Genomic DNA, 25,591 nt, shown 5'->3' with positions numbered 1-25,591 from the left:
AAGGCCGGGGTCTAGTTTAAGACCCCGAGCCACGCTCATTTGGGCATCAATACCGTGTCAATGGCATGGATCACACCGTTGTCGGCCACCACGTCAGCGGCAACCACCTTGGACTTGTCGACCATCACGCCGCCAGTCGTGCCGATGGTCAATTGCGAGCCCTCCACCGACTTGACCTTGCCAGGCTTGATGTCCGTAGACATGACCTTGCCCGACACCACGTGGTATGTCAGCACCGACTTGAGCTTCGTTTTGTTTGCCAGCAATTTGTCCAGGTCCACCTTCGGGATCTTCGCAAAGGCTTCATCGGTGGGCGCAAAAACGGTGAAGGGCCCCGGGCCCTTGAGCGTGTCCACCAAGCCAGCGGCCTTCAGCGCTGTCACCAGGGTTTTGAAATTGCCTGCAGCCACGGCGGTGTCCACAATGTCGGCTGCTTGGGCAGACAGCGAGGCCAGCGCGATCGCGGCAGCGGCCACAAAATGCTTTTTCATAATGTACTTTCGAGTCAGATGGAGGACACCCCGATGCTCAGCGGCATCGGCAGTGGTTCAAATAACTTTCAGAATCAGGCTGGGGGCATCAAAACGGAATCCACACAGTGGATGACGCCGTTGGTGCAAGCGATGTCGGTCTTGGTGACATGTACGTTGCCATTGAGCTTTACACCGCCCTCCGTGGAGATCTTCAAATCAGCGCCGTTGACCGTTTTGGCCGTCTTGCCGTCCATCTTCATCACATCAGCTGCCATGACCTGGCCACTCACCACGTGGTAGCAGAGGATGGCTTTGAGCTTAGGCACGTCTTTGAGCAGCTTGTCTACGGTGCCTTCAGGTAGTTTGGCGAAGGCGTCGTCGGTGGGCGCAAACACCGTGAAAGGTCCGGTGCCCTTGAGCGTGTCCACCAGTCCGGCGGCTGTCAAGGCGGCGGCCAAGGTCTTGAAGGTGCCGGCGGCGACGGCCGTGTCGATAATGTCATGCATGTCAGATATCCTTGTTTGGATGGGTCACTCAACGGGATGTCCAGCGCGACCCTGATGTCAGTGGAAAGCACTGGCACGATTCCATCGTCGCCGCTGGCACACGGCGTCTCTGTAGGAGAACGCGCTTAGCACCCGAAGGGTTCAATGCGGATTCAGTCGCCGCCGGTGCCCATAGGTCGTGAGTTGGTGTTGGTATGTGGTGTGCCAGCTTGGCATTGCTTGTGTCGATCCGTAAATTGGGACACTGACGATACCCAGAAAAAAAGCAAACAGGAAGCCCAATTAAATCAGTAACTTACAGAACTACCTCAAGCCAATGCTGGGTTTCCTGGCGTTATTCATTGCACCCAATACAAATCGATCCCAGGTTGCGCCCGGGGCATGTCAACGCAGGGCAGTTCTGCTGGCAAGGCTGCGCGCTTGGGTTGCTTGCGAGATTCTGTGTCAGCCTTAGCGGCTGACGCCAGATATTCCAACTCTTGTTCGATGGCTGCGATGTCGGCATCAATGGTCTCATCAAGCAGACTGGCCTGAGCCGCATCCAGCTGTTTGCGGCTGCGCCCGAACTTCCAGCGTTTGAGGACCGCCATCTCATGCGTGAGCTGATCGATCTTGGCTTGGCGATACCAGATCTCCCGATCCTTGCTGCTGATGGCCTGATCAAGGCTGGCGATTTTCTGATCGCGCTGCGCAATTTGCAAATCACGTTCGCCAATTTGTTGGTCGCTGCGCGTGATTTGCGCATCCTGCCGTGCAACCTTTGCAATCAGATCACGGGCCAGTTTTCGCAGCTGTTCTGCGTTCAGACTGGACAGTGATTCAGGGGCGAAACTGTCTATTGAACTCAGCATCAGCTCAATATGTGTTGCCCGGGCGCATACGTGGCGCTGAGAAAGCTTGAGGGAGATTCGACGTCGAATCACGGATTACCGAAGCAAGCGACTGTCAGCGGCGCGCCGGGCGGCATGCCCATGTTCATCGACTCCAGGTGGTGTCACGCTGTCGGGTCAACGTACCCAATGTCGATTGGCAACTGGCAATCGGTGCTCCGGAGTCGGCGGACAACGGCATGAACGGATGTCCTACACGGCAATCCGCTGAGGACGACCATAGTAGTTGGAGAATCCGTTACGACGCGCCGGCGGGATTTCATCCACCAAACGAGAGCCCAACATGATCCCAGCCATCGGCTATGCTGCCAAGCATTCTTTCAGTCGCCTTAAACCCTTCGAATTCGAGCGCAACGAAGTCGGACCGAACGAAGTGCAGATCGACGTGCTTTATTGCGGCGTCTGCCACTCCGACATACATCAGGTCAAGAACGAGTGGTCCAACACAGTCTACCCGTGCGTGCCGGGACACGAAGTCGTCGGCCGAGTCGCAAATATCGGCCCCGGCGTCACTCGGCACGCAGTCGGCGACCTTGTCGGGGTCGGATGCATGATCGACAGTTGCCGGCACTGCGAGCCGTGCCAAAGCGGCGACCAGAACTACTGCGCCGGCCCCAACAGTTGGCTCTCCACCTACAACGGCCCGATGGTGCCCGCCGCCAAGGTGCCCGAAGGCGGCAACATGTACGGCCGCGACAACACCTTTGGCGGCTATTCCGACGTGCTCGTCGTCAAGGAAGACTTCGTGCTGAAGATTCCGCCCGCGCTCAAACCTGAAGTGGCCGCGCCGATTCTTTGCGCCGGCGTGACGACCTACTCGCCGATGAAGCACTGGGGCGTAAAGGCCGGCGACAAGGTCGGGATCATCGGCTTCGGCGGCTTGGGCGACATGGCAGCCAAGCTCGCGAAGGCGATGGGCGCCGACGTTACCGTCTTCACGACCAGCCCCGACAAGCTTGGTGAAGGCGAGCGGCTTGGCGTCAAGGTTGTTTTGGAGAAGGACAAGGAACAACTCGCAGCACTGGCGTCAAGCTTTGACTTCATGCTTTCGACCATCCCCGAAAAGCACGACGTCAACCCGTTCATAGGACTGCTGAAGCGCGATTGCGCGCTGGTCGTGGTGGGTGCGCTAGAGTCGTTGGCGCCTGTCAACAACCAGTTGCTGGCCTTCCATCGCAAGTCGGTGGCTGGCTCGCTGATCGGCAACTTGGCCGACACGCAAGAAGTGCTCGACTTCTGCGCTGAACACGGCATCGGACCGGACATTGAAGTGATCGCGATCCAGGACATCAACGATGCCTACCGCAAGGTCGAGCACGGCGAGGTGCGCTTCCGCTACGTGATCGACATGTCGACGCTGAAGGCCAACGCGGACGCTTGATCGACATCGCCTTGCAAAGGCCATACTTCGCTCGAAGCAGGGTCCAGCCGTTCGCCAGCGGGATCTTCGGCAGTTCGCTCGCCGAGTGCACGCCCAACTTGCGCAGCAGGTGTCGGTTCACCTTCAACCCGTCACTTTTGAACTTTAAATTGACACCAAAATGGCCCTTCTTCCTAAAAGTTCAAACAGGGCGCGTACCTTTTGCCCCAGCGCTTGCTGCTCGGCCTTCACCTTGGCGAAGCCATGGGCTTGCGTTTCCTGCATGGCGGCGCGCAAGCGCGTGAGGGCGTCGGTGGGCAGCGTGGCATGGTGGGCGTGGCCGCCTTTTTCATAGGTTTCCATGATCTGCAGCCACTTTTTCAAGTCGCCGGCAAAGCTGGTGCTGACGGTGCCGTCGATGGCCGTGCGGGCGCGTTCGCTGGGCATGACCCATGGCGCAGCACGGCGAGCTGCCCAGCCTTTTTGCGGCGCGGAAATCAGCACATCGACACCAGTGGCCCGCATGTCAACCCACATCGCGCCCGAGGCAATGCAGTCGAGCACAAACAGGCCACCCACCGCATGCACGGCGTCGGCCACGGCGCGCAGACAGGCGTCGGGCAGGATCCTGCCGGAGGCGGTTTCGACATGCGGCGCAAAAACGACGGCGGGCTGGTCGCGGGCCATGGCGGCCTGCACCGCGGCAATCGGTGCGGGCGCCCATGGAGCTTGCGTGCCGGCACCTGGCTGACGGGCCTTGAGCACGGTGGACGAAGCAGGAATGTTCCCATGTCGAAAATCTGCGTCCAGCGGCAGCTGAACCAGCCGTTGCGGATCACCAGCACCGGCTTGGCCGTGGCGAACTGGCGCGCCACGGCTTCCATGCCATAGGTGCCGCTGCCGGGTACCAGTGCCACGGAATGTGATTTCTACACATCCTTGAGGATGCGCGAAATGTCGTTCATCACGCCTTGAAAGCTGCGCGACATGTGGTTGAGTGCTCGGTCGGTGCAGACCACCGAGAATTCAAGCAAACCGTCAGGGTCGATGTTGGGCAGCAGTCCAGGCATGAGATTGCTTCAAGGGGGTAGCGCAAAGTCGGAGGGCCAGCGCAGCATGGGCAGGCAGTTGTCAAGTCGATCGCGGGTTGGCAGAAACATTCGAAAAAGTGCGCAGCGCTCCCGGTCAAACTCACTTGTTGATAGCTGCTTGAAGCATATGCATGCATGCGCTTCAAGCCTATTTCATTAATAACCAGCCGTCAACCGCGCGACGACTGGCGCTGCCAGCTCAAGCCTTCTTTGCCTTGCGCGCTTCCAGAGTTTCCGTCGGTGCGCCCTGCTTTTTCCACTCGGCATAACCGCCGTCAATGTGGGCGACATTGCGCATGCCCATGTCCTGCAGCGTTTTGGTCGCCAGCGCACTGCGCCAGCCTGCGCCGCAAAACAGGATGAACTCCCGGCTTTCGTCGGCAAACACTGGCTTGAAATAGGGCGACGCCGGATCAACCCAGAACTCCAGCATGCCGCGCGGTGCCAGCAGCGCACCGGGCAGCGTGCCTTCGCGCTCCAGTTCGCGCGGGTCGCGGATATCGACGATCTGCATGGCCGGGTCGGCCAGCCGGGCCTTCACGTCCTCGACCGTATAGGTTTTGATCTCTTCCATCGCTTCATCGACAAGAGCCTGAAAACCTTTGGTAATGGGCATGGGTGCCTCCTTGTGGGTTGGGTGGTTACGCGGGCCGGGAGGGCCGATTTTGTATTGTCGCCAGATAGCGGCACTTTTCAGTGCTTGTCAGTTTAAAAACCAGAATACACACCGCCAACATTGGGATGTCCATGTACACACAAGGGCCTGCATATCATCACCCCCCGTATTTTCAAAAACAGCCATTCCCGGGCCATCCGCGCTCCGGCCAAGCTGGCCCGGTTTTCACCCGGTTTCATGGCTGAGGGACGCGGCCAGAACGAGCAAGCCGAGCGGGATGTCTTACAAGACCCAGGTATCTGCCGGCAGGGCTGGCCTTGCAAAAGATGATAGGCAGACGGCATAAAGACTTACAGGATGCCGTGCAGGAATGCGCACAAGCTTGGGGACTTTTCGCTGCCGTGCACCCGCAACCTAGGAAAATTCAAATGCATTCCCAAAAATTCAACGCTTGCATAGAGGCATGCAATGCGTGTGCAGCAGCCTGTAACCACTGTGCAGCTTCATGTCTTCAAGAGTCGGACGTCAAGATGATGGCGCATTGCATCGCATTGGACATGGATTGCGCTCAAGTCTGTGCACTGGCTGCGGCCGCCATGTCGCGCGGCAGTCAACACAGCAAAGCCATCTGCACCCTGTGCGCCGATATTTGCCAATCTTGTGGCGACGCGTGTGCAAAACACCCGATGGCGCATTGCCAGCAATGTGCCAAAGCTTGCCTCAAGTGCGCTGAAGAGTGCCGCAAGATGGCGGCGCAATGAAAGCCTTGCTTGCACTGGTGGTTGGCGCGCCAGCACTGTTGACCACCGGCGTCACGTTGGCGCAAAGCACAAACATGATGAACGATGGCTCGCGGGGCGCTGGCTGGATGGGTGGGTACGCAGGGGCATGGATGCCGTTCTTGCTGGTTATCGTCGTTGTCGCTCTTGTCGTATTGGTCCTCAAGGGACGCGGCAAATAAACCAGGACAAGCACTGCCTCCCAACAGATTTCCCCTCGCTGTTTCCAGCGTTACCTAACCCAAGAGCCTGTCATGACCCCTTTTCGATTCATTCCACATGCCGCGGTCCTCGCCAGCGCTAGCCTTTTGGTCGCCTGCAACACTGCCCCGGAGATGCCCATGGGCGCGGCATCTGCCAACAGCATGGCGACACCCGACCACATGGCCAGGATGGACGCGCAGATGAAAACCATGCAGGACATGCACGAAAAGATGATGGCGGCGAAGAGTCCGGAAGAGCGAAACAAGCTGATGGCCGAACACAAAAAGGCCATGCAAGACAGCATGGACATGATGGGCAGCATGTCCGGCGCTAGCATGGGCAACAGGGGAGGCATGCCGGGGATGCCCGGGATGCCTGGCGATATGGGTGCGCACCACCAGATGATGGCCAAGCGCATGGACATGATGCAGGCCATGATGAAAATGATGATGGACCAAATGCCGCCAGCACCTGGCAAACCATAAAAAGCTCACCATGAATACGCACACGAAATCCCCTGCAGGTGCGCCGGCGGGTGCCGCTTATGGCTTCTACTGTTCATTGGGCGGCACCAGCTTTGCCGATGCGGTGGCCCGCGTGACCGAAGCCTTGAAGGTTGAAGGCTTCGGCGTGCTGACTGACATCGACGTGCAGGCGACGATGAAGGCCAAGCTGGGGGTCGATGTCCCGCCCTATCGGATCCTCGGCGCCTGTAACCCGCCGTTGGCACACCGTGCCTTGGTCGCCCAGCCTGATATTGGCCTGCTGCTGCCCTGCAATGTCATCGTACGGGAGGTTGCCGCTGACAGCTTCACGGTGGGTTTCATGGACCCTGTGGCGGTGATGCGGCTGACGGATGATCCTGAAGTCGCCAAGGTTGCGGACGAGGTCCGCAGCCGTCTTGAGCGGGTGCGTTCGGCCTTGATGCCAACGCCCGAAAAAATGCCAAAGCGCTGAACAGGACCGCCTGTTCACGGCATATTCCTTGACGCTGTCTGCTACACGGGAAGCATGCATGGCGGCAGGAGGTGCGCATGGGGAAAAGTGGCCCGCCAAGGACGGTTTTTGCCGAGTTTGCACGCCAATAGCCTGCTGTTGGACAAAGAGGCGGGGGAAAATGGACTGGCGCGGCCGCTTTGCAGCGCACGTCCTTTCTCTGCAGCCCAGGTTCCTAGCGGATCGCAGGCGCTGCAGTCCAGACATCCAAGGAAGCGATCATTGCGCCGCACAAGCGCCGCCCTCGTCATCGGCTATGTCATATTGGCCGCCGCAGCCTCGCCGGCATACGCCAAAGGGGCAGGTGACGACACCATTGGGTCCACCCCAGCCAAGGCCGCAACCGTCAAGAATCTTCCAGCGCCGAAGGATCCGACGAAAGAAACCGTGCTGATTGGCAGAACCATCACGGACGGCCTCACATGGCAGCTGGCGCTTGAAGGGGCCGAAGCGATGTGGATGCCGATGGGCAAGCCGGCCATATGGAGTGAACACAAGCCGGCACAAAACGAGCGTGACTGCATCACAGTCAAGGCGACGGACAACGCCACAAAAACGCGCATCCCCTCCGCGTGGCCACGTTCACTGCAACAAACCAAGACAACGGGAAAACCGTGAAAGTCGTCTTGCCACCCATGTGGGGCAGCGGTGGCTTGCATTATTCCGAGAACAGCACTCTTGCCGGACATGGGATTTATGGGGCCACGGTCACTGTTGGCGTTCCGTCATTCGCGCGCGAAATAAAGGACAAGGATCACTGGTCCAACCCGTCAAGTGGCCGCTTTCATTTCAAAATGAAAGACGGCGCGCTGATCGAGGTCTCCGAGCCCGCGCCCGCATTGAATTGAGGGATGCGCCCTTGTCTTCCCTGTCTTGATTCCCGCCCTGACCGGCGCCTCCCTGTTGAAGGGATTCTTATCAATTCAGCAGGAATTTTTCATGGCTCCCTGAAACATTGGGTCAAGGCGGTTGTCCTTGCCAAGACTTCGCCAGGCTCAACGTGACCACACCATTGAAGCCACTCTGTCGGACTGTTGACCGCTTACAAAAACCGCAATATTAAAAACGTATCGCTGAATTTAACAACGTGTTCCCGAACCGTGCGTTCGGCAGATTACGGGTTTGCGCAAACAAACCCACCGCTGTCGCGGTATTGAACCGCAATCAGGGGCAGGTTTCGATTGGAATGGGCTGCACCATTGCGCCAAAATACCCCTGCGTTGTGGTCTGCCCCAAAAACTCCCTGGTCAGTTGAGGAAAGAGTTGCACTGCGCTGCGGTCTGTGCGCAAACCCTCAGGCCAGCGCGCGCTGGATGATGATCTTCTGCACGTCGCTGGTGCCCTCGTAAATCTGGCAGACGCGCACATCGCGGTAGATGCGCTCGACCGGAAAGTCGCTCACATAGCCGTAGCCGCCCAGCGTCTGGATGGCGGCGCTGCAGACTTCCTCGGCCATTTCGCTGGCGAACAGCTTGGCCATGGCCGCTTCCTTCAGGCACGGCCGGCCGGCGTCGCGCAGGCTGGCGGCATGCCAGATCAGCTGGCGCGCGGCTTCAAGTTTGGTTGCACAGTCGGCCAGCCGGAAACCGACCGCCTGGTGGTTGAAGATGGCGGTGCCGAAACTCTGGCGGTCCTTGGCATAAGCCAGCGCCACCTCGAAGGCGCTGCGTGCCATGCCGACGCTTTGCGCCGCGATGCCGATGCGCCCGCCCTCCAGTCCGCCCAGCGCGATCTTGTAACCTTCGCCCTCGGCGCCGATCAGGTTCTCGACCGGGATGCGGCAGTCATCAAAGTTGATCTGCGCGGTGTCGCTCGAATGCTGGCCCAGTTTGTCTTCCAGCCTTGAGGCGGAATAACCCGGCGCGTCGGTCGGCACGATGAAGGCGCTCATGCCCTTTTTCCCCGCGCCCTTGTCGGTCACGGCCATGACGATGGCGACCTGGCCATTTTTGCCGCTGGTGATGAACTGCTTGACGCCGTTGAGCACATAGGCGTCACCTTGCCGGACAGCCGTGGTGCGCAACGATGAAGCGTCGCTTCCCGTGTGCGGTTCGGTCAGACAAAAAGCACCTAGCATCTCGCCCTGCGCCAGCGGGACCAGCCACTGCTTTTTCTGCGCCGCACTGCCGTAGCGCATCAGGATGGCGTTGACCGGGCAGTTGGTCACGGAAATGGCGGTACTGGTGCCGCCGTCGCCGGCGGCGATTTCTTCGAGCACCAACGCCAGCGTCACATAGTCGAGGTTGGCGCCTCCGAGTTCCTCGGGTACGCAGATGCCGTAGGCGCCCAGCGCGGCCAGCCCCCGGTGGGCATCCTTGGGGAAATAATGTTCCTTGTCCCAGCGCGCGGCGTGGGGCCAGAGTTCGGCCTGGGCAAAGGCGCGCACGGCGTCGCGCACCTGCTCTTGTTCGTTATTTAGTATCAAATCGGCCTCCTGCGCACACTGCGCCTACGTTAACAGCTATTAAGTTCATAGCACCTCAAGCGCCAGCGCCGTCGCTTCGCCGCCGCCGATGCACAGCGTGGCAACACCTTTTTTGAGGCCGCGCGCCTTGAGCGCATGCATCAGCGTGACGATGATGCGGGCGCCACTGCAGCCAATCGGGTGGCCCAGTGCGCAGGCGCCGCCGTTGACGTTGACGACGTCGTGGCTGATGTTCAGTTCGGTCATCGCGGCCATCGGCACGACCGCAAACGCTTCGTTGATTTCCCAAAGGTCCACGTCCTTGATTTCCCAGCCGATTTTGGTCAAGAGCTTTTGCACCGCGCCGACCGGGGCGGTCGAGAACCACTCCGGCGCCTGGGCAAAGGTGGCGTGACCGACGATGCGGGCCATCGGCGTGGCGCCGAGTTCCCTGGCGGTCGATTCGCGGGCCAGCACCAGCGCCGCAGCGCCGTCGCTGATCGACGAGCTGGAAGCGGCGGTGATGGTGCCGCCCGTCTTGAACGCGGGCTTGAGCGAAGGAATCTTGTCGAGCTTGATCTTGCCTGGTGCTTCATCGGTGGAGACCACGGTCTCGCCAACGCGGGTTTTGACAGTGACAGGCGTGATTTCAGCCTTGAACGCGCCGGACTCGGTGGCCGCCTTGGCGCGCTGCACGCTGGCGGTGGCAAACGCGTCCTGCGCCTCGCGGGTGAAGCTGTATTTGGCGGCGCAGTCTTCGCCGAAGGTGCCCATCGAGCGGCCGGCCTCGTAGGCGTCTTCCAGGCCGTCGAGCATCATGTGGTCCATCACGCGGTCGTGGCCGATGCGCATGCCGCCGCGTGCCTTGGGCAGCAGATACGGCGCGTTGCTCATGCTTTCCATGCCGCCGGCGACGACCACGTCGCGGCTGCCGGCCAACAACTGGTCGTGCGCCAGCAAGGTGGCCTCCATGCCCGAGCCGCACATCTTGGACAGCGTGACGGCGCCGGTGCTGGCCGGCAGGCCGCCCTTGAAACCGGCCTGGCGCGCCGGCGCCTGGCCCTGGCCGGCCATCAGGCAGTTGCCGAACAGCACTTCGTCGATGCGTTCGGGCGCAACACCCGAGCGCTCGACGGCGGCCTTGATGGCGGCGCCGCCCAGGTCGTTGGCGGACAGGCTGGCGAATTCGCCCTGGAAAGCGCCCATGGGGGTGCGGGCGGCGCCGAGGATGACGATGGGGTCAAGCATGGTTTTCTCCTTGAAAAATAGGGATGGAAATGAATTGCGTGGATGGCACCGCGTCAGTCGGCATGCGCCCTGGAATGCATGACCGCAAAGCGTTTTTGCTGGTCATACGGAAACACGTCGTACACATGGCCGGCCTGAATGCGCGCCTGGTGGCGTTGCCAGAAGGCGGCATCTAACAGGTCGGCATGGTGCTTCATGAACACCTCGCGCACGGCGTCGTTGCCAAGCAGGAAGGGCTCGAAGGTCTCGGGAAACACGTCCTTGGGGCCGACTGAATACCAGACTTCGCCACTCATTTCTTCTTCTTCGTTGCGCGCAATCGGCACCTTGCGGAACTTGCAGTCGGTGATGTATTCGATTTCGTCGTAGTCGTAAAAAACGACCTTGCCGTGGCGGGTGATGCCGAAATTTTTCCACAGCATGTCGCCCGGGAAAATATTGGCCGCGACCATGTCCTTGATGGCATTGCCATATTCCACCACGGCGCGCCCGATCTGCGCCTTGGCGGCGGGTTCGTTCACGCCCATGTCGAACGCTTCCTGCAGGTAGATGTTCAGCGGGATCATGCGCCGCTCGATGTAGACATGCTTGAGGATGACTTCCATCTGGCCATCGCCATCGCGGTCGCTGATTTCCAGCTGGCTGGGCGCGAATTTATCGATCTCGGCGATCAGCTCGTCGCTGAAACGGTCGCGCGGAAACGCCACCAGCGTGTACTCCTGGGTGTCGGCCATGCGGCCCACGCGGTCGTGCTGCTTGACCAGCAGGTACTTGCCCTTGATCTGCTCGCGTGTCGTGTCTTTTTGCGGCGGGTAGTAATCCTTGATGACCTTGAACACATACGGGAACGACGGCAGGTCGAACACCAGCATCACCATGCCCTTGATGCCCGGGGCAATGCGGAACTTGTCGGTCGAATGCCGCAGGTGGTGCAGAAAGTCGCGGTAGAACAGCGTCTTGCCCTGCTTGGCCAGCCCCAGCGCGTTGTAGATTTCGGCGCGCGGCATGCGCGGCATCATGCTGCGCAGGAACTGCACGTAGGCCGACGGAATGCCCATGTCGACCATGAAGTAGGCGCGCGCAAAGCTGAACAGGATCAGCAGGTCGTCTTCGCCAAACAGCGCCGCGTCAATCGCCAGCTTGCCGGCGTCCGACTGGCCGGAGATGCCCTTGGCCTCGGCAGCCAGTCCTGGCGCCGGCTGGCTGTGCAGGATCGGCAAGGCAAACGCAATCTCGCTGAAGCCGTTGATGAGCTTGCCGACGACGTAGGCGCCCTTGTTGCGAAAAAACAGGCCTGAGAGCACCTGAATCTGGAAATTGGCCCGCAGCTTGACATCGCCCAGGCGCCCGGTCATGGCATCGGCCACGTATCCAGCATCGCGCGCAAGGTCTTCAAACTCGCACGACAGACCGAAGTCGTTCACCAGCGCGACCAGCGTCTCGTGCATGCTGGCGCGCGTCGGGTAATAGGCGCGGTAGGTCGGCTGCGCGGTCGGCTCCTCGTTTTCGATGTACTCGGTGCTGACGGCCGGCCGCACGAAGATGAAATCGTTCTGAAAGTAGCTGCGGTGCAGAATCTTGGTGGTGACCGAATTGAAAAAGGTTTCGGCCAGCTCGGGCTGATGGTGGTTGACCAGCAGCCCGATGTAATGCAGCTTGACCTGGTGCCAGACGTCCATGGGTTGCTCGCCGGCCTTGAATTCGCGTTCCAGCCGGATCGACGCTTCCCGCACCCGCAGGTCATAGAACTCGATGCGTTCACGCTGGGCGCGCTGCTGACCGTGCCAGTCGGCAGTTTCAAAGCGATGCTGGGCGCGGCTTGACTCGGTGCGAAACAGCTGGTAGTGCCGGTTGAAGCCGTCCATCATCGCCTTGGCAACAGCGTAGGCGACGGTGGAATCAAGGCGTTGGGGAAACATGGCGTGGTGGTGTTGAGGTGGTGCAGGCTGCGGACACGGGCAGCGTTAACGCCGGGTTTCCGACACCGGCAATGGCGGCACGGTACAGCGACGCCATGCCCTCAAGGCTGTCCAGCGTGATGTGCAGGTCCTGCAGCAGCCCGTCCTTCAGGCCATAGACCCAGCCATGCAGGGTCACGCGCTGCCCGCGCGCCCAGGCGTCCTGCATCACGGTGGTTTGCGCCACGTTCATGACCTGCTCAATCACATTGAGCTCGCAGAGCATGTCAAGCCGGGCTTCCGGCGCTGCCGCCTCAAGCATCGCGGCATGACGGTCACGCACATCCTTGACGTGGTGCAGCCAGTTGTCCACCAGCCCCAGGCGCAGGTTGTTCAGGGCCGCTTTCACGCCGCCGCAACCGTAGTGGCCCACGACCATCAGGTGCTCGACCTGGAGCTGGTCCACCGCAAACTGGATAGTGGACAGGCAGTTGAGATCGGTCGGCACCACCACATTGGCCACGTTGCGGTGCACGAACACCTCACCCGGGTCCAGTCCGGTGATCTGGTTGGCGGGCACCCGGCTGTCGGAGCAGCCTATCCACATGTACTTGGGGTTTTGCTGGCTTTTGAGGCTGGTGAAAAAGCCGGGACGCTCACGCTCCATTTGCGCAGCCCAGGCGCGGTTGTCGGTGAAGAGGTCTTGAAGGGAGCTGGTCATAAAAGTATGTTGTCGCCCAGCGACCATCACATGGTCTCGGCAAACAGCTCGCGGCCGATCAGCATGCGGCGGATTTCACTGGTGCCGGCGCCAATTTCATAGAGTTTGGCATCGCGCCACAGGCGGCCCAGCGGGTAGTCGTTGATGTAGCCGTTGCCGCCGTAGATCTGGATGCCTTCACCGGCCATCCAGGTGGCTTTTTCAGCGCACCACAAAATCACCGAAGCACAGTCCTTGCGCACCTGGCGCACATGCTCTGGGCCCAGCATGTCCAGGTTCTTGGCCACGGTATAGGCGAACGAGCGCCCGGCCTGCAGCACGGTGTACATGTCGGCGACCTTGCCCTGGATCAGCTGGAACTCGCCAATGCTCTGGCCAAACTGCTTGCGGTCGTGGATGTAGGGCAGCACGCTGTCCATCACCGACTGCATGATGCCGAGCGGCCCGCCGGTGAGCACAGCCCGCTCGTAGTCGAGGCCGCTCATCAGGACCCTGGCGCCGCTGTTCAGGCCGCCCAGGATGTTTTGCGCCGGCACCTCGACATTGCTGAACACCAGCTCGCCGGTGTGGCTGCCGCGCATGCCGAGCTTGTCGAGCTTTTGGGCGACGGAAAAACCCGGCATTCCTTTTTCAATCAAAAAGGCTGTCACGCCGCGCGCGCCCAGTTCGGGCTCGGTCTTGGCATAGACCACCAGCGTCTCGGCGTCGGGGCCATTGGTGATCCACATCTTGCTGCCGTTGAGCAGGTAATAGCCGCCCTTGTCCTCGGCCTTGAGCTTCATCGAGATCACGTCGCTGCCCGCGCCTGGCTCGCTCATGGCCAGTGCGCCAACATGTTCGCCACTGATCAGTTTTGGCAGGTATTTCTGCCGCTGCGCCTCGGTGCCGTTGCGCTTGATCTGGTTCACGCACAGGTTGCTGTGCGCGCCATACGACAGGCCAACCGAGGCACTGGCGCGGCTGATTTCCTCCATTGCGATCATGTGCGCCAGGTAGCCCATGCCGGCGCCGCCGTATTCCTCGCCGACGGTGATGCCCAGCACGCCGAGCGAACCCATCTTTTCCCACAGGTCCATCGGGAACTGGTCCGTGCGGTCGAGTTCGGCGGCGCGCGGCGCGATTTCAGCCTGGGCAAAGTCGCGCACCGCATCGCGCAGGGCGTCGATGTCTTCGCCGAGCTGGAAATTGAGTCCTGGCATGTTGTTCATGGTTGAAATCTTTCTCTAAAAATGATGAAGGGCGCGTGGGAATCAATAGGTTTTGGGCACGGGCGCAAGGGTTTGCTGCATCAGTGCGCAGGCGCTGGTCTTGCCGTCGGCGTCCAGGTGCGTCACGTCAGCCGTGGTCACGATGATGCGCTTGCCGGCCCGCATGACACGGCCAACAGCGCGCAACTCGCCGCTGCCAAAACCGGCCAGGAAATTGATCTTGTATTCAACGGTGGTGACTTCAACGTCGTCAGCCAGCTGGGTCAGCGCTGCATAGCCGCCGGCGATATCGGCCAGCGCGCCCATGGCGCCGCCATGAAAGCCGCCCTGCTGCTGGTTGACACGCTCCGAATAAGGCAGCGCCACCTCGCACAGGCCGGGCTCCACCCGCACCAGCCGCGCGCCCAGATGCCGCATCAACCCTTGGCGCAGGAAACTCGCTTCGATTCGCTGGAACAGCGCTGTCGGCGCCGCGGATGCATCCATGAACATTCTCTATGCAGACAGGTCGAAGACGCTCTTCCAACCGGATTTTTAATTGACGTTTACGTAAACGTCAATTATCACCTAGTTTGACTTTTCAGCTTTTGAAAGCAGCATTCTGGTTTCTTTTTCACGGACGCGAAGTTCCTCCAGATTGGCCTGCAGATCGACCAGCTGCGCTTCGAGCTTTTGGCGGTGGTCAGTCAGGATGTCCAGGAATTTCCTCAGTTGCGGCGCCGTATCTCGCGGGCTGTCATAGGAGTCGATGATCTCCTTGGCCTCGGTCAGGGAAAGTCCCAACCGCTTGGCGCGCAGCGTAAGCTTGAGCCGCGTGCGGTCACGCGCCGAATAGACGCGATTGCGTCCCCCCTGGCCTTCGCGCTCGGGCTTCAGCAGGCCCATGTCTTCGTAAAAACGCATGGCGCGGGTGGTCAGGTCAAACTCTTTGGCAAGATCGGTGATGGTGTAGGTAGTGGCCATGAGAGGAAATAAAAGCCAAACTGGGGCAACAGCACAATAACGAAAACCGATACCGTGTTGCCACCACAATCCGTGGCGCCTTACGTTTACGTAAACGTCAAATATAACGTGAATGGGAAAAGTGGGTCTATGGGCACAGCGCAACCCGTTCGACGACTCGCTAATAATTTGCGCTGTTATTGGTTTCCCAGGATGCGCGCCCGGAGGGAAGCACTGGCGGGAAATGCAGGCCGATGGCGAAAAAACCAGACTCAGGAAACGACGGGTTGGACCTGCGGCAGCAACATGAAAAAGCTCGCACCGATCTGGTCGGGGCTTTCGGCCCATACCGTGCCGCCATGCAGCTGCGACACGCGTTTGATAATGGCCAGCCCCAAGCCATTTCCGGGAAAGTCGGCGGAAGAATGGAGGCGCTGAAACGCCGTGAACAGATTGCCACTGTAAACCGGATCGAACCCTGCACCGTTGTCTGCCACCACCACAACCATTTCGCCTGGCAGCTTGCCGGGCAGCAGCCCGACCTTGATCCAGGCCTCGCTCTTTTTGGCGGTGAATTTCCAGGCATTGTCGAGCAGGCAAAGCAAGGCAGTGGTCAAAAGACCCCGGTTCCCGACAAGCATCAGGCTGCTGTCCATCTCGATGGTCACATCCCGGTCCGGATCGAGCTTGCGCAGATCAGCAAACAGGGTGCGACAGACGGGTGCCAGGTCAACCATTTCCAACGTGCCGGAGCGAAGCGGCAGCTGGGCCAGCGTTCGCAGGTCATCCACCAGCCTGGCAAGTTGGCTGATGCTGGCCTGAATACGCCTGACGTAGTGAAGGCCCTGATCGTCCAGGACCGGCGAATACTTTTCAGCCAGCCTGGCTGCAAAACCCTGGGCCACATGCAGCGAATCCTGCAGGTCGGTGGATACCGCCTGCGTGAAGGTCAGCAGATCGTGCCTGGCATTTTTCAGCTCGACCTGCTGCGCCAGCAGGGTCTGTTGCAGCTCGGCATTGGATTTCTTGAGGACTGTGTCGGCAATGTGCCGGTCGCTGATATCAGCCAGACTGACCAGCACCGCCTGATGACCATTCCACTTGACCTGGCTCCAGGCCAGTTCGACCAGGACTTCCTTGCCGTCCATTTTTTTCTGCCGGCACAGCCGCATCTCGGACTGGCCTTCCTTGCCGGTATGCAGCGAATGCAGCAGTTCGGCGCCTTCTCCCTCGGGGAAAAGCGCATCCATTCCGAGCGTCGTGAACGTCTTGCGTGCGATGCCGTAAAACCTGATGGCGGCCTGGTTAACCGCAAAGATTTGAAGCGAAGTCCTGTCGAACACCCACATCACATTCGGATTGGCTTCAAAGATCAGCTGGTTGTAGCGTTTGCTGTCTTCAAGCAAGCGCTGGTACTTTTGCGCAGGTCCTGCTTCGCGCAGGTTGACGATGTAACCAGCATCGCACCGCCGAAGGGTGTATTCAACCCAACTGTTTGCATGACTTTCATGGGCAACGAACACGTATTGATCCGAATCCGCAAGTGCCCGTTCGGCCAACTCCTCATGCTGGCTGGCAATTTGCTCAGCCACAACATCCCACAGGCTGTAGCCGCTGATGGCGGACAGGGAGGTGTGCAAAAACCCGATCGCACGTGGATTGGCGTCCACAACGACGAACTTGGGGTCAAGCAGTAGGATGCCGTCCAGCGTCAGGTCTCCGATGCCCCATGCATGCCGTGCTGGGGGCACGATGGGGTTGACATCATGCGGGTTGGTTACGGGCAGGTTGCCTGGCGGGTTTGCCCCGGACTTGTCCAGAAATCGGGTCATGGCAGGTAGACGGGCGTAGGTGGTCAGAGACTAAAAGACACATGCAACAAGCAAGTCAGCGCCACTTGGCATTGGCCATGACCAGTGCAGTGACATAACCCTGCAGCCAGTCAAAATTGACCGGTTTTTGAACCAGGCGCGCCTGCGGAGGAAGACCGCCGCGAGCGGCAATGGCATCCACTGCCATTCCACTGATCACCACAATCTGCATGTCTGCCAGTTGCTGGTTGCGCTTGATGGTCCTGAGCATCTCAATCCCGTCGACACCCGGCATGGACAGGTCGGCAATCAGCAAGTCTGGCCGCATGCTGGCAATGTCCATCAGGGCGTCCAGCGCCGATGGCATCCAGGTGCAATCAACCGGCAGGTCCCACTCGTCAAAATGGCATCGGTACAGGTCACGCGTCGCCTCGTCGTCTTCGACCACTAGCACCCGCAAGCGGTGCTTGGGGTGAAGGTCGGCACGCGAAAGTTGAGGGCTGTGCTTGGTCAGGTAGGCGTTGAGCGACTGCAGGGCAATGCGACGGTGACCGCCGAGCGTTTTCCAAGCATCGATTTCGCCCTTTTCCACCAGCGACTGCACGGTTGCCACAGACAAGCCCAGCATCTTGGCTGCATAACTCGTCCCGCAGTAATCGTCACTTGAAAAATCAGTGGCGGTAATGGCAGCTTCGAAAGTTTTTGGTTCACGCGACATCAAGGCACTTTGAAATAGTTTAAATTTGTCACAGTTGTAATCTTAATCAAATTAATGATTTTTATTTGTCTCAGGGAAAAATTTCCTTGTAGACACACAAAGAGACAACACTTTGTTCGCTGCGGCAGGCCTTGGACTGCGGTTTGCCAGCACTACTTGCCGCCTGAGAGAGAAAACTGCACAGTCCAGCCCATGGAACTGACCATCGAACAATTCAAGCAGATCGAGGACTTGCTGGGGCGACAGCGCGGCAACGTCAGCATGAGCAACGTTCAGGTGCTCAATGGAATTCTTCATATGGCTGCCAACGGCTGCAAGTGGCGCGCGTTGCCCGCGCGCTATGGCAACTGGCACGCGATCTACACGTGCATAAGCCGCTGGCGCCGGGCGGTCGTGCTCGACCGAATTTTCGAGCACTTGCAGCGCCGCCAGCTTGTGGATGTGCGCATCGAGTCCATTTGCCTAGATTCAAACATCATCAAAGTGCCCCCCCCCGATGGCACGGGTGCGCAAAAAAACGGTCCCCAAGCCCACGGCAAGAGCCGGGGCGACTGGACGACCAAGCTGCATTTGGTTGCTGCGGATGATCGCAACGTCGTGGCCTGGAGCCTGACGGGCGGGCAGGCGGGCGATGCACCCGAAGGCAGGTGCCTGGCACAGGAGCTCGGGTCCCACGAAGGCCAGGTTGCGCTGATGATCGACAGCGCCTACCAAGACAACGCCACGCGCGAGCTCGCTTGCAGCCTGGGGCTCGTGCCGGTGATGCAACCCAATGCCCAGCCCCGTCAGCCGTAGACCTGTGATTCCATTTCTAGACCATTCCGATATGTCGTTGCTTCGCCTTGCCGTGCTGCAGCACTGTCTGCGGCTTCGCGCCTTATCTCGGAATGATTTGGAAACAATATGACAAGGTGCTTTATCGCCAACGCAATCGCATCGAGCGCTTGTTCAGGCGAGTCAAGGCTTGGCGACGCGTGTTTACCCGCTACAGCAAGCCCGATGTGATGTTCGCTGGCTTGATCAACGTAATACTAATCGCAGAGGCACTGCGGCAGTGTTACCAGGCCTAGGACAGGGTGAAGAAAAACGTTGTGCCAAGCGCTGGTGCTGACTCGGCCCATATGCGGCCACCGTGCCGCTTGATCACACGGCTGACGGTGGCCAGACCGATGCCGGTTCCCGAGAACTCAGAAACACTGTGCAGCCGCTGGAATGGATGAAACAGCTTGTCGGCATAAGCCATGTCAAAGCCTGCGCCGTTGTCTTTTATAAAATAGACCGGCAAACCGGCATTGTCGGATTGCTGGCCGACGCCGATTTCAGCCTGCTCCCTTTGTCCTGTGAATTTCCACGCATTTGCCAGCAGGTTTTCCATCACGACCTGCACCAGGCGCTCATCGCCATGCGCCTGCAATCCGTTCTCTACCGTTACCGTCACCTGTCGCTCGGGCTCGCGGGTGCGCCATTCCTCAACCAGCTTGCGCGCCATGAGGGACAGATCCACGGGTGCGGTGTTCAGGGGCGCACGCAAGACCTGTGACAGAGACAGCAAATCCTCGATCAACTGGCCCATCTGTGCCACGCCTGCCTGAATGCGCATCAGGTAGTGGCCGGCCTTGACACCGGCATCGCCCTTTATGTGTGGCGCCAACTGCTTGGCAAGCAGTCGGCTGAAGCCGTCGATGGTGTTGAGCGGAGAGCGAAGGTCATGGGAGACAGAATATGAAAAGGCTTCCAGTTCCTGGTTTGACAGCCGCAATGCGGCTTCAATGGCCTTGATTTCCGTGATGTCCGCATCGATTCCCACCCAGAAGGCCACATCACCGTGCTCATCCAGCACGGGGGAAGCCCGGTAAGCCATGGTGTGGAAACCGCCATTGCTGGCCCTCAGACGCCTGAGTCCCGCGTATGGGGACTGGTTTTTCCTGGAAACGGCCCATGCGTCCTTGATGCCAGCGACATCGTCCGGATGAACAGCGGTCAGCCATTGGTATCCGGTCCAGTCGTTCAACGCTCCACCCATCAGGTCAAACCATACTCGGTTGAAATAGGTGGCGCGTCCGTCTGGGCTGGCCGTCCATACCATCTGCGGGGCCTGCTCGGCCAGCGCCCGGAACAAGGCTTCCTGGCGCGCCAGCGCAGCGGTTCGTTCTGCCACCTTTTGCTCCAGCCCTGCATTGAGCTGGCCGATTTCTTCGAGAAGAATCGAGTTTTCAAGGCCGGTAGAAGCCAGGTGGCTCAATTCCAGTGCGACGTACTCATCCTCCTTGGTGAACTCGCCTTCGTATTTGTCAGACAGCTGCAGCATACCGATATTTTTTCCGTCTCGGCCCATCAAAGGGACGCCCAGCCAGCCGCGCATGGGAGGAGGCGCCTCATCGTGGCTGCCAAAATTCGGCCATCCGGGGTGCGCTTCAAGCTGGGCCTGCGTCATCCGTACAGAGCGGTTGTTCTTGCACACGACGGCACAGATGGCGTTGCCGTCGGTGGGCTTCATCAAGCGTCGATAAGTCTCATATTTTTCCGAGAGCGACAGTGCATACATGGTTTGCGGATGCATGCTGTCGGCGCCCAGGCACACGGCGGCTTGGTGAGCGCCGATGACGCCTCGCGCCTGGTCGGCGATCTCCTGCATGGTCCCTTCGAGCGTCCGATGCCAGGTGATAGCCTGGGCGGCGTCTGCCGCGCGCTGAAGGGTGAAGACGTATTCCTGCGCATCCTTTTCGGTTTTTTCCTGGCCGGTCTTGTCCAGCGCAATGACTAAGCGCGCATTCCGGCCGGCATATTGAACCGGCTGGGAAAATGTCTCGACCGCGAACAGCGAGCCGTCCTTGCGCACATCGTGCCACAGGGCATTTTTTCGCAGGGGATCGCCCAGCCATTGGTGCAGTTCCGCATGCTCGGCAACGGGCCGAATGTCAAAAATGCTCATCGTCAGGAATTCCGTCTCCGAATATCCATAGGCCCGGCAGGCAGCCTGGTTCACGGCGAGATAGCGGTTTGTCGCAACGTCATAGACCCACATGGAAACCGGCGCTGTATTGAACAGCGCGGCATAACGCTGCTCGCTGTTGACGAGGGCTTGCTCGGCCCGTTTGCGCTCGGTGATGTCGCGCATGACAGCGACCCAGTGGGTGAACCCGCCTTTTTCGTTGGCGATGGGGAAAATGTCCATCTCGACCCAGAACTCGCTTCGGTTTTTGGTGTAGTTGACCAGTTCGGAGCGGACAGGTTGCCACTTTTCAAGGCTTCCCCGTATCCGGTCGAGTTCGCTGCGCTGGGTGTTGCTGCCCTGCAGCATTCGCGGTGACTTTCCCACTACCTCGTCACGGCTGTAGCCTGTCATGCGCTCGAAGGCGTGATTGACAAATACGATACGTGGCCCCGGCGCCTCGACCGACTCGGCTTCGGTGATCATCACTGTGTCGTTCAGGTGGGAAATACAGGTTTCCAGCAGGCGCGCTTGTGCGTGTGCCTGGTGCTGCGCGGTGATGTCCTGTATTGCCGCCATCAGCCGCACGACCTTGTCGTTTTCGAACAGCGCGTGTCCCTGGATGCGCACCCAGATGGATTGTCCTGCAGCAGTGCGCAGAGGAAGTTCGACGTCCCAGGGTGTGGCGTCGTCGATGGCCGACCGGACGGCCGCCTTGATGACACGCTGGGCGTCGGTTTCAAAAAAATTGACGCCGTCTTCGAAGCTGACATGCTGCGAAGGATCAACACCATGAATACGGTAGGTTTCTTCCGACCAGCAAAGCGTCATGGTGTCGACAAGCAACTCCCAACTCCCCACCTTGGCCAGCGCGCCCGTGCGCTTCAGCAGCTGGGTGCTGCGCAGAAGGGCCAGTTCGGCGTTCTTGCGCGCTGTGATGTCCTGGATCACCCCGGTGCGCTGCATGGATTGGCCGGCTTCACTGCTGGGACTGACCAGGCCGAATTGATGAATCCAGCGAATATGCCCGCCCCGCAGGACCACGCGAAATTCGATGTCGGGGTTAGTCCCGGTTCGAATGGCGGTGTTGCACGCAGCCCGGAAAGCCTGCCGGTCGCTGTGGTGGACCCAGGTGAGCAGGCTGCCAAGATTACACTCAAAAAGCGAAGCGTCGATGCCGAGAAAATCAAAAATCTCGTCGGACAGGCGAAGCTGTGCGGTGGCCAGGTCAAACTGCCAGTAGCCGATGCGCGCCAAGCGTTGCGCATACTGCAATTTTTCCTGGGTCGACTTGCTGCGGGCCAGCTCGGCTTCAAGCGCAAGCTGACTCGCCTGCATGGACTCGGCCATGCGGTTGAAACTCGTCGAGATTTGCGTCAATTCGCTCGGGTCATTTTCGGACTGCAGCGGAATGCGCACATCAAGCCTCCCCGCCTGGAGCTGGCGCGTGGCAACCAAAATTTCAGCGACGGGTTTCACAATGGCGCGGCCGCCCAGCATCCAGGCGATCCAGCTCCCAAAAATGGCGACCAGCGTCAGCGCCAGGTAAACCAGCGCCAGCCGCTGGCGGGCCGGCGCGAGCACCTCGTTCTTGTCCGCGCTCACCGCCACAAAAAAAGGCGAGTCGGCAGATTTACCGCTGGGCCGAAATGCATAAATCTGCTGCGCACCGTTCGCGTCACCGCCTTCGAGCCCCCCCGCAACGCCAGCCTTAACCGCCGCCTGAAGGGCCGGATCAGGCAGCGTTTGCCCGATCGCCACAGGATTTTCAAGATTGGCAGCCAGCACAATGCCCTGGCGGTCCGTCACGACAAAGTGCGTCCCATTCGGCAAGGGTGCCTCGGCCAAGGACGTTGAGAGTTCTGTCAGGCTGATGGTAGCGAAGGCGACGGCACTGATGTTTCCCTGTGGGTTGAGGACCGGTTGGGCAAAGACGACCACAGGCTTTTCACTGACGCGCCCCTTCAGAAAACCACTTGCGACAAAACCCTTGCGCGCAATGGCTTCCTGGAAATACGGGCGGTCTCCTGCGAATTCATCCGGACGCCCTCCCAGGGCAAGGCAGCGTATATGCCCGTCAATTCCCGCAATGCCCAAATTGGCATAACCCAGCGCCTGCAGATTTAAAAGCTGAAGATACTTCTGGCAATCTGCATCTCGGCCCTCCTGCACGACCGGCATAGTGGCAATAGCGGTCAGCATTTGACGCGCAGATGCAGCGACGCGCTCCTGGTTGGCAGCAACCAGCGATGCAGAAAATTCCAGATTTTGCCGGGCCTGGCTCACCGCTTTTCCGGATGTCAGCACTGCACCGATGATGGCCAACCCAAACAGGGGAACGATGGCCGCCAGTACCAGCATGACCAGACGGGTGCGTAGCGTGATGTCCAACTTCATCGCATCAAGCCTTCCAACGAAGAAAAGCCAGCGAGGCAGCGACAGAAAGCAGGCCGGCTAGCCAGCCGTGGCGTCAAACAGCCGCCAGTGACTCATTTACGCCCAGCCAGTAGGCCTGCAGGCGATTCAGTTTTTCAGTGAAGTCGACAAAATCCACAGGTTTGCGCACAAAGCTGTTGGCCCCGCTCTGGTAGCAGCCGATCATGTCCGAGTGCTCGCTCGAGGACGTCAGCATGATCACGGGCACCAAGGTGGTCAGCGGATTGCTGCGAACACTGCGCAGCACGTCAAGCCCCGACAGCTTGGGCAGTTTCATGTCCAGCAGAATGAAAGACGGCTGCCTGCGAACATCGCGACCGGCATGCTTTCCCTGGCCAAAAAGGTAGTCAAGCGCCGCAGCGCCGTCGCAGGCCACGGCAATCTCTGCGCCAACGCCCAGTTCTTCAAGCGTCAACACCGTCAGTTCCAGATGGTCCGGGTTGTCTTCTACAACAAGTATCAGCTTATCGGACATGCTTGGTTCCATAGTTATTCGTAAATTTTAGCCCGTTTTGACTACTTACAGATTTTACTAATGTTCCAATTTTTTTTATCTTTTACAAGATGGTGTTGACAACTCTTATATTCATTGTGGTGACAGCACTTTGTCCTTGAGTTCCCGGCGCAAGGCGGCATAGCCAGGCATGACGCTTTGCACGGTGGCCCAGAAACGGGGGCTGTGGTCCATGAAGCGCAGGTGGCTGAGTTCATGCACCACCACATAGTCGATCAAGTCCGGGCGCAAGTGCATCAGCCGCCAGTTCAGCCGGATGGCGCCACTGCTGCTGGCGCTGCCCCAGCGGGTAACGGCGCTGGACAGGCTGAGCTTGTGCCACTGCACCCCCAGTTGCTGCGCAAAAAAGTCCAGCCGGGCGGTAAAAACCGGCACCGCCTGCTGGATGAGCCAGGCCCGGACACTGGCGTGGACCTGGACCGGAGTGGCATCAGCCGGCAGTTTGAGGCGCAGGACGCGCGTCTCACCAGCGGCCCCATGGTCCAAAACGCTGTGTGACAGGTGCCAATCCAGCACCAGCCGCACCGGTTCGCCCAGGAAAGGGAAAACGCCACCGTCTTGCCAGTCGATCCGCTGCGATTCCTGCTGGCGGTGCCGCTCGCGCGTTTCATGCAGTTTTTTGACAATCCAGCCTGACTTGCTCAGCACGGCCTGGTCAATCTCCTGGAGTGGCACCCATGTCGGTGCGCTGACGGCCAGGCCTTCGCGGCCTACGGAAAATCCGATGGTCCGGCGTTTTCGGCGCCTGACTTCATAGGCCACCAGCCGGCCTGTCAGCAGGATTTCGCGCGTGGCGCGCGGATGGCGAAAAACGGCTGGCGCTGGGGCCGCCGTCTGCGCTATTATTTCCATAGCATCACGTACAACACCCACTTGCGAAGGTAGCTTTTTTGATATTGAATTTGCCGGTTTTTTGGCACCCACAGGAAGATCGGGTTCGGGAGTGAAAAAGTCGAGCACCAACTGGACAAGCCTGCGCGCCTTGGCGGCGGGTTGACAGGACGGGGCAGCCACCCAGGCCTCCTTCAGGAATGCGGCCTGGCCGCTACGGCGTCGCGGCCGGCATAGGCTTCAGGGTCGAGCCGGCGCATTTCGGCCTCGATCCAGGCTTCGACTTCGCGCATCAGCTCGTCAGGCTTGCGACCGGCGCTGGGAATCGGCTTGCCGATGGAAATGTCGACGATGCCCGGCCGCTTGATGAAGGCCTTGCGCGGCCAGCATTTGGCCGAGGTCACGGCAATCGGGATCACCGGCGCGCCGGTCTCGATCGCCAGGCGGGTGCCACCCGACTTGTACACGCCTTTTTGCCCCCGGTTGATGCGCGTGCCCTCGGGAAACATGATCACCCAGGTGCCCTTTGCCATCAGGCGCTTGCCCTGCGCCACGACCTTGCTGAAAGCCTGCGTGCGCTGGCTGCGGTCAATATGGATCATGTCCATGCGCGCCATGGCCCAACCGAAAAACGGGATGTAGAGCAGTTCCTTCTTGAACACATAGGCCAGCGGGTGCGGCATGATCGCCGGCATGGTCAGCGTCTCCCAGGTCGACTGGTGCTTGACCAGCAGCACGGCCGCGCTTTTCTCGCCGGTCGGCAGGTTTTCCATGCCGGTGATACGGTTCTGGATGCCCAGAATGACCGTGCCGCTGTCAACGGCCAGCTTGAGCCAGCGCGCGCACATCCAGTACATCGTCGTGCTGTTGACGAACACCGAGGCCATGACGACAAACAGCGCCCAGGGAATGACGGTCAGGATCAGCCACAGCATGTGCAGGACGGAGCGAATCAAGGGCATGGCAGGGACTCCGGCGGTTGGGTTGGTAGCTTGTCGAGCTGGATGCGCTGC

At 59.8% G+C, this 25,591-nt stretch carries 24 protein-coding genes and 2 pseudogenes; 8 read left to right on the top strand and 18 right to left on the bottom strand.

The genetic code is table 11. The features are described 5' to 3' along the window. Window positions 1–35: 35 nt before the first annotated feature. From IWX85_RS07620 to IWX85_RS07610, 3 genes are all read right to left on the bottom strand, one after another. Window positions 36–491, bottom strand: coding sequence for a fasciclin domain-containing protein (locus IWX85_RS07620; RefSeq protein WP_036806457.1), 456 nt, complete (start codon window positions 489–491; stop codon window positions 36–38). A 74-nt stretch (window positions 492–565) separates the two neighbouring features. Further along, window positions 566–979, bottom strand: a complete 414-nt coding sequence (locus IWX85_RS07615; RefSeq protein ID WP_196869335.1) for a fasciclin domain-containing protein — start codon at window positions 977–979, stop codon at window positions 566–568. A 338-nt stretch (window positions 980–1,317) separates the two neighbouring features. Then, window positions 1,318–1,830, bottom strand: a complete 513-nt coding sequence (locus tag IWX85_RS07610; protein ID WP_196869334.1) for a transposase — start codon at window positions 1,828–1,830, stop codon at window positions 1,318–1,320. A 322-nt stretch (window positions 1,831–2,152) separates the two neighbouring features. Here IWX85_RS07610 and IWX85_RS07605 point away from each other — a divergent pair, with 322 nt between their 5' ends. Beyond that, on the top strand, window positions 2,153–3,250 hold the full coding sequence (locus IWX85_RS07605) for an NAD(P)-dependent alcohol dehydrogenase (RefSeq protein WP_196869333.1): 1,098 nt from the start codon (window positions 2,153–2,155) through the stop codon (window positions 3,248–3,250). Between the two features lie 171 nt (window positions 3,251–3,421). On the opposite strand, the pseudogene IWX85_RS07600 reads toward IWX85_RS07605, so the two are convergent. Both IWX85_RS07600 and IWX85_RS07595 read right to left on the bottom strand, forming a co-directional pair. Next, window positions 3,422–4,299 (bottom strand): annotated as a pseudogene (locus IWX85_RS07600) (alanine--glyoxylate aminotransferase family protein); the annotation flags it as partial. 220 nt (window positions 4,300–4,519) lie between these two features. Then, a complete protein-coding gene (locus IWX85_RS07595) occupies window positions 4,520–4,936 on the bottom strand; it encodes a rhodanese-like domain-containing protein (RefSeq protein WP_196869332.1) in 417 nt (138 codons plus the stop codon). A gap of 326 nt (window positions 4,937–5,262) precedes the next feature. On the opposite strand from IWX85_RS07595, the gene IWX85_RS07590 reads away from it, so the two are divergent. From IWX85_RS07590 to IWX85_RS07565, 6 genes are all read left to right on the top strand, one after another. Next, complete coding sequence (locus IWX85_RS07590) at window positions 5,263–5,697, top strand: four-helix bundle copper-binding protein (RefSeq protein WP_370584243.1); 435 nt, start codon at window positions 5,263–5,265, stop codon at window positions 5,695–5,697. Then, window positions 5,694–5,897: a hypothetical protein gene (locus IWX85_RS07585; protein ID WP_081932455.1), complete on the top strand. Its 204-nt coding sequence runs from the start codon at window positions 5,694–5,696 to the stop codon at window positions 5,895–5,897. Before IWX85_RS07590 ends, IWX85_RS07585 begins: the two co-directional genes overlap by 4 nt. Window positions 5,898–6,056: 159 nt before the next feature. Further along, complete coding sequence (locus tag IWX85_RS07580) at window positions 6,057–6,404, top strand: hypothetical protein (RefSeq protein ID WP_370584240.1); 348 nt, start codon at window positions 6,057–6,059, stop codon at window positions 6,402–6,404. A gap of 10 nt (window positions 6,405–6,414) precedes the next feature. Continuing rightward, complete coding sequence (locus tag IWX85_RS07575) at window positions 6,415–6,876, top strand: DUF302 domain-containing protein (RefSeq protein ID WP_051984109.1); 462 nt, start codon at window positions 6,415–6,417, stop codon at window positions 6,874–6,876. A gap of 261 nt (window positions 6,877–7,137) precedes the next feature. Next, window positions 7,138–7,533, top strand: coding sequence for a hypothetical protein (locus tag IWX85_RS07570; RefSeq protein ID WP_196869330.1), 396 nt, complete (start codon window positions 7,138–7,140; stop codon window positions 7,531–7,533). Then, the gene (locus IWX85_RS07565; RefSeq protein ID WP_196869329.1) at window positions 7,530–7,763 is read left to right on the top strand and encodes a hypothetical protein; all 234 of its coding nucleotides are present in this window, start codon (window positions 7,530–7,532) and stop codon (window positions 7,761–7,763) included. Before IWX85_RS07570 ends, IWX85_RS07565 begins: the two co-directional genes overlap by 4 nt. A 446-nt stretch (window positions 7,764–8,209) precedes the next feature. Here IWX85_RS07565 and IWX85_RS07560 read toward each other — a convergent pair whose 3' ends face one another. The 9 genes from IWX85_RS07560 to IWX85_RS07520 all read right to left on the bottom strand — a co-directional run bounded on the left by IWX85_RS07560 (window position 8,210) and on the right by IWX85_RS07520 (window position 17,865). After that, window positions 8,210–9,340, bottom strand: a complete 1,131-nt coding sequence (locus tag IWX85_RS07560) for an acyl-CoA dehydrogenase family protein (protein ID WP_036806478.1) — start codon at window positions 9,338–9,340, stop codon at window positions 8,210–8,212. Between the two features lie 45 nt (window positions 9,341–9,385). Further along, window positions 9,386–10,567 (bottom strand): acetyl-CoA C-acyltransferase, encoded by a 1,182-nt coding sequence (locus IWX85_RS07555; protein ID WP_036806481.1) that lies wholly within the window; start codon window positions 10,565–10,567, stop codon window positions 9,386–9,388. 53 nt (window positions 10,568–10,620) lie between these two features. After that, window positions 10,621–12,486 carry a bifunctional isocitrate dehydrogenase kinase/phosphatase gene (aceK, locus tag IWX85_RS07550; protein WP_196869328.1) on the bottom strand — a complete coding sequence of 622 codons (1,866 nt, stop codon included), beginning with the start codon at window positions 12,484–12,486 and terminating at the stop codon, window positions 10,621–10,623. After that, window positions 12,467–13,186, bottom strand: a complete 720-nt coding sequence (gene can, locus IWX85_RS07545; protein ID WP_081932456.1) for a carbonate dehydratase — start codon at window positions 13,184–13,186, stop codon at window positions 12,467–12,469. Before can ends, aceK begins: the two co-directional genes overlap by 20 nt. 26 nt (window positions 13,187–13,212) lie before the next feature. Next, on the bottom strand, window positions 13,213–14,394 hold the full coding sequence (locus IWX85_RS07540) for an isovaleryl-CoA dehydrogenase (protein ID WP_036806487.1): 1,182 nt from the start codon (window positions 14,392–14,394) through the stop codon (window positions 13,213–13,215). A 42-nt stretch (window positions 14,395–14,436) separates the two neighbouring features. Further along, on the bottom strand, window positions 14,437–14,880 hold the full coding sequence (locus tag IWX85_RS07535; RefSeq protein ID WP_051984468.1) for a PaaI family thioesterase: 444 nt from the start codon (window positions 14,878–14,880) through the stop codon (window positions 14,437–14,439). Window positions 14,881–14,961: 81 nt separating this feature from the next. Next, a complete protein-coding gene (locus IWX85_RS07530; RefSeq protein ID WP_196869327.1) occupies window positions 14,962–15,357 on the bottom strand; it encodes a MerR family DNA-binding transcriptional regulator in 396 nt (131 codons plus the stop codon). A 251-nt stretch (window positions 15,358–15,608) separates the two neighbouring features. Continuing rightward, the gene (locus IWX85_RS07525) at window positions 15,609–17,168 is read right to left on the bottom strand and encodes an ATP-binding protein (RefSeq protein WP_196869326.1); all 1,560 of its coding nucleotides are present in this window, start codon (window positions 17,166–17,168) and stop codon (window positions 15,609–15,611) included. Window positions 17,169–17,223: 55 nt separating this feature from the next. After that, window positions 17,224–17,865, bottom strand: coding sequence for a response regulator (locus IWX85_RS07520; protein ID WP_051984110.1), 642 nt, complete (start codon window positions 17,863–17,865; stop codon window positions 17,224–17,226). Between the two features lie 192 nt (window positions 17,866–18,057). Between IWX85_RS07520 and IWX85_RS07515 the strand changes: the two are divergent. Next, window positions 18,058–18,935 (top strand): annotated as a pseudogene (locus IWX85_RS07515) (IS5 family transposase). Here the strand turns inward: IWX85_RS07515 and IWX85_RS07510 are convergent. From IWX85_RS07510 to IWX85_RS07495, 4 genes are all read right to left on the bottom strand, one after another. Then, window positions 18,932–23,194, bottom strand: a complete 4,263-nt coding sequence (locus tag IWX85_RS07510) for a PAS domain S-box protein (protein WP_196869324.1) — start codon at window positions 23,192–23,194, stop codon at window positions 18,932–18,934. The pseudogene IWX85_RS07515 and the gene IWX85_RS07510 overlap by 4 nt on opposite strands. 73 nt (window positions 23,195–23,267) lie before the next feature. Next, entirely contained in the window at window positions 23,268–23,708 is a 441-nt protein-coding gene (locus IWX85_RS07505) for a response regulator (RefSeq protein ID WP_196869323.1), read from the bottom strand. Between the two features lie 111 nt (window positions 23,709–23,819). Further along, entirely contained in the window at window positions 23,820–24,620 is an 801-nt protein-coding gene (locus tag IWX85_RS07500) for a M48 family metallopeptidase (protein ID WP_370584239.1), read from the bottom strand. 152 nt (window positions 24,621–24,772) lie between these two features. Continuing rightward, the gene (locus tag IWX85_RS07495) at window positions 24,773–25,540 is read right to left on the bottom strand and encodes a 1-acyl-sn-glycerol-3-phosphate acyltransferase (RefSeq protein ID WP_196869321.1); all 768 of its coding nucleotides are present in this window, start codon (window positions 25,538–25,540) and stop codon (window positions 24,773–24,775) included. Window positions 25,541–25,591: the final 51 nt, after the last annotated feature.

The sequence above is a fragment of the Polaromonas sp. CG_9.11 genome (assembly GCF_015752225.1).
GTDB lineage: Bacteria > Pseudomonadota > Gammaproteobacteria > Burkholderiales > Burkholderiaceae_C > Polaromonas.
Note: the sequence above shows the minus strand (reverse complement) of the source record. Positions and strands in the feature narration are given on the sequence as shown.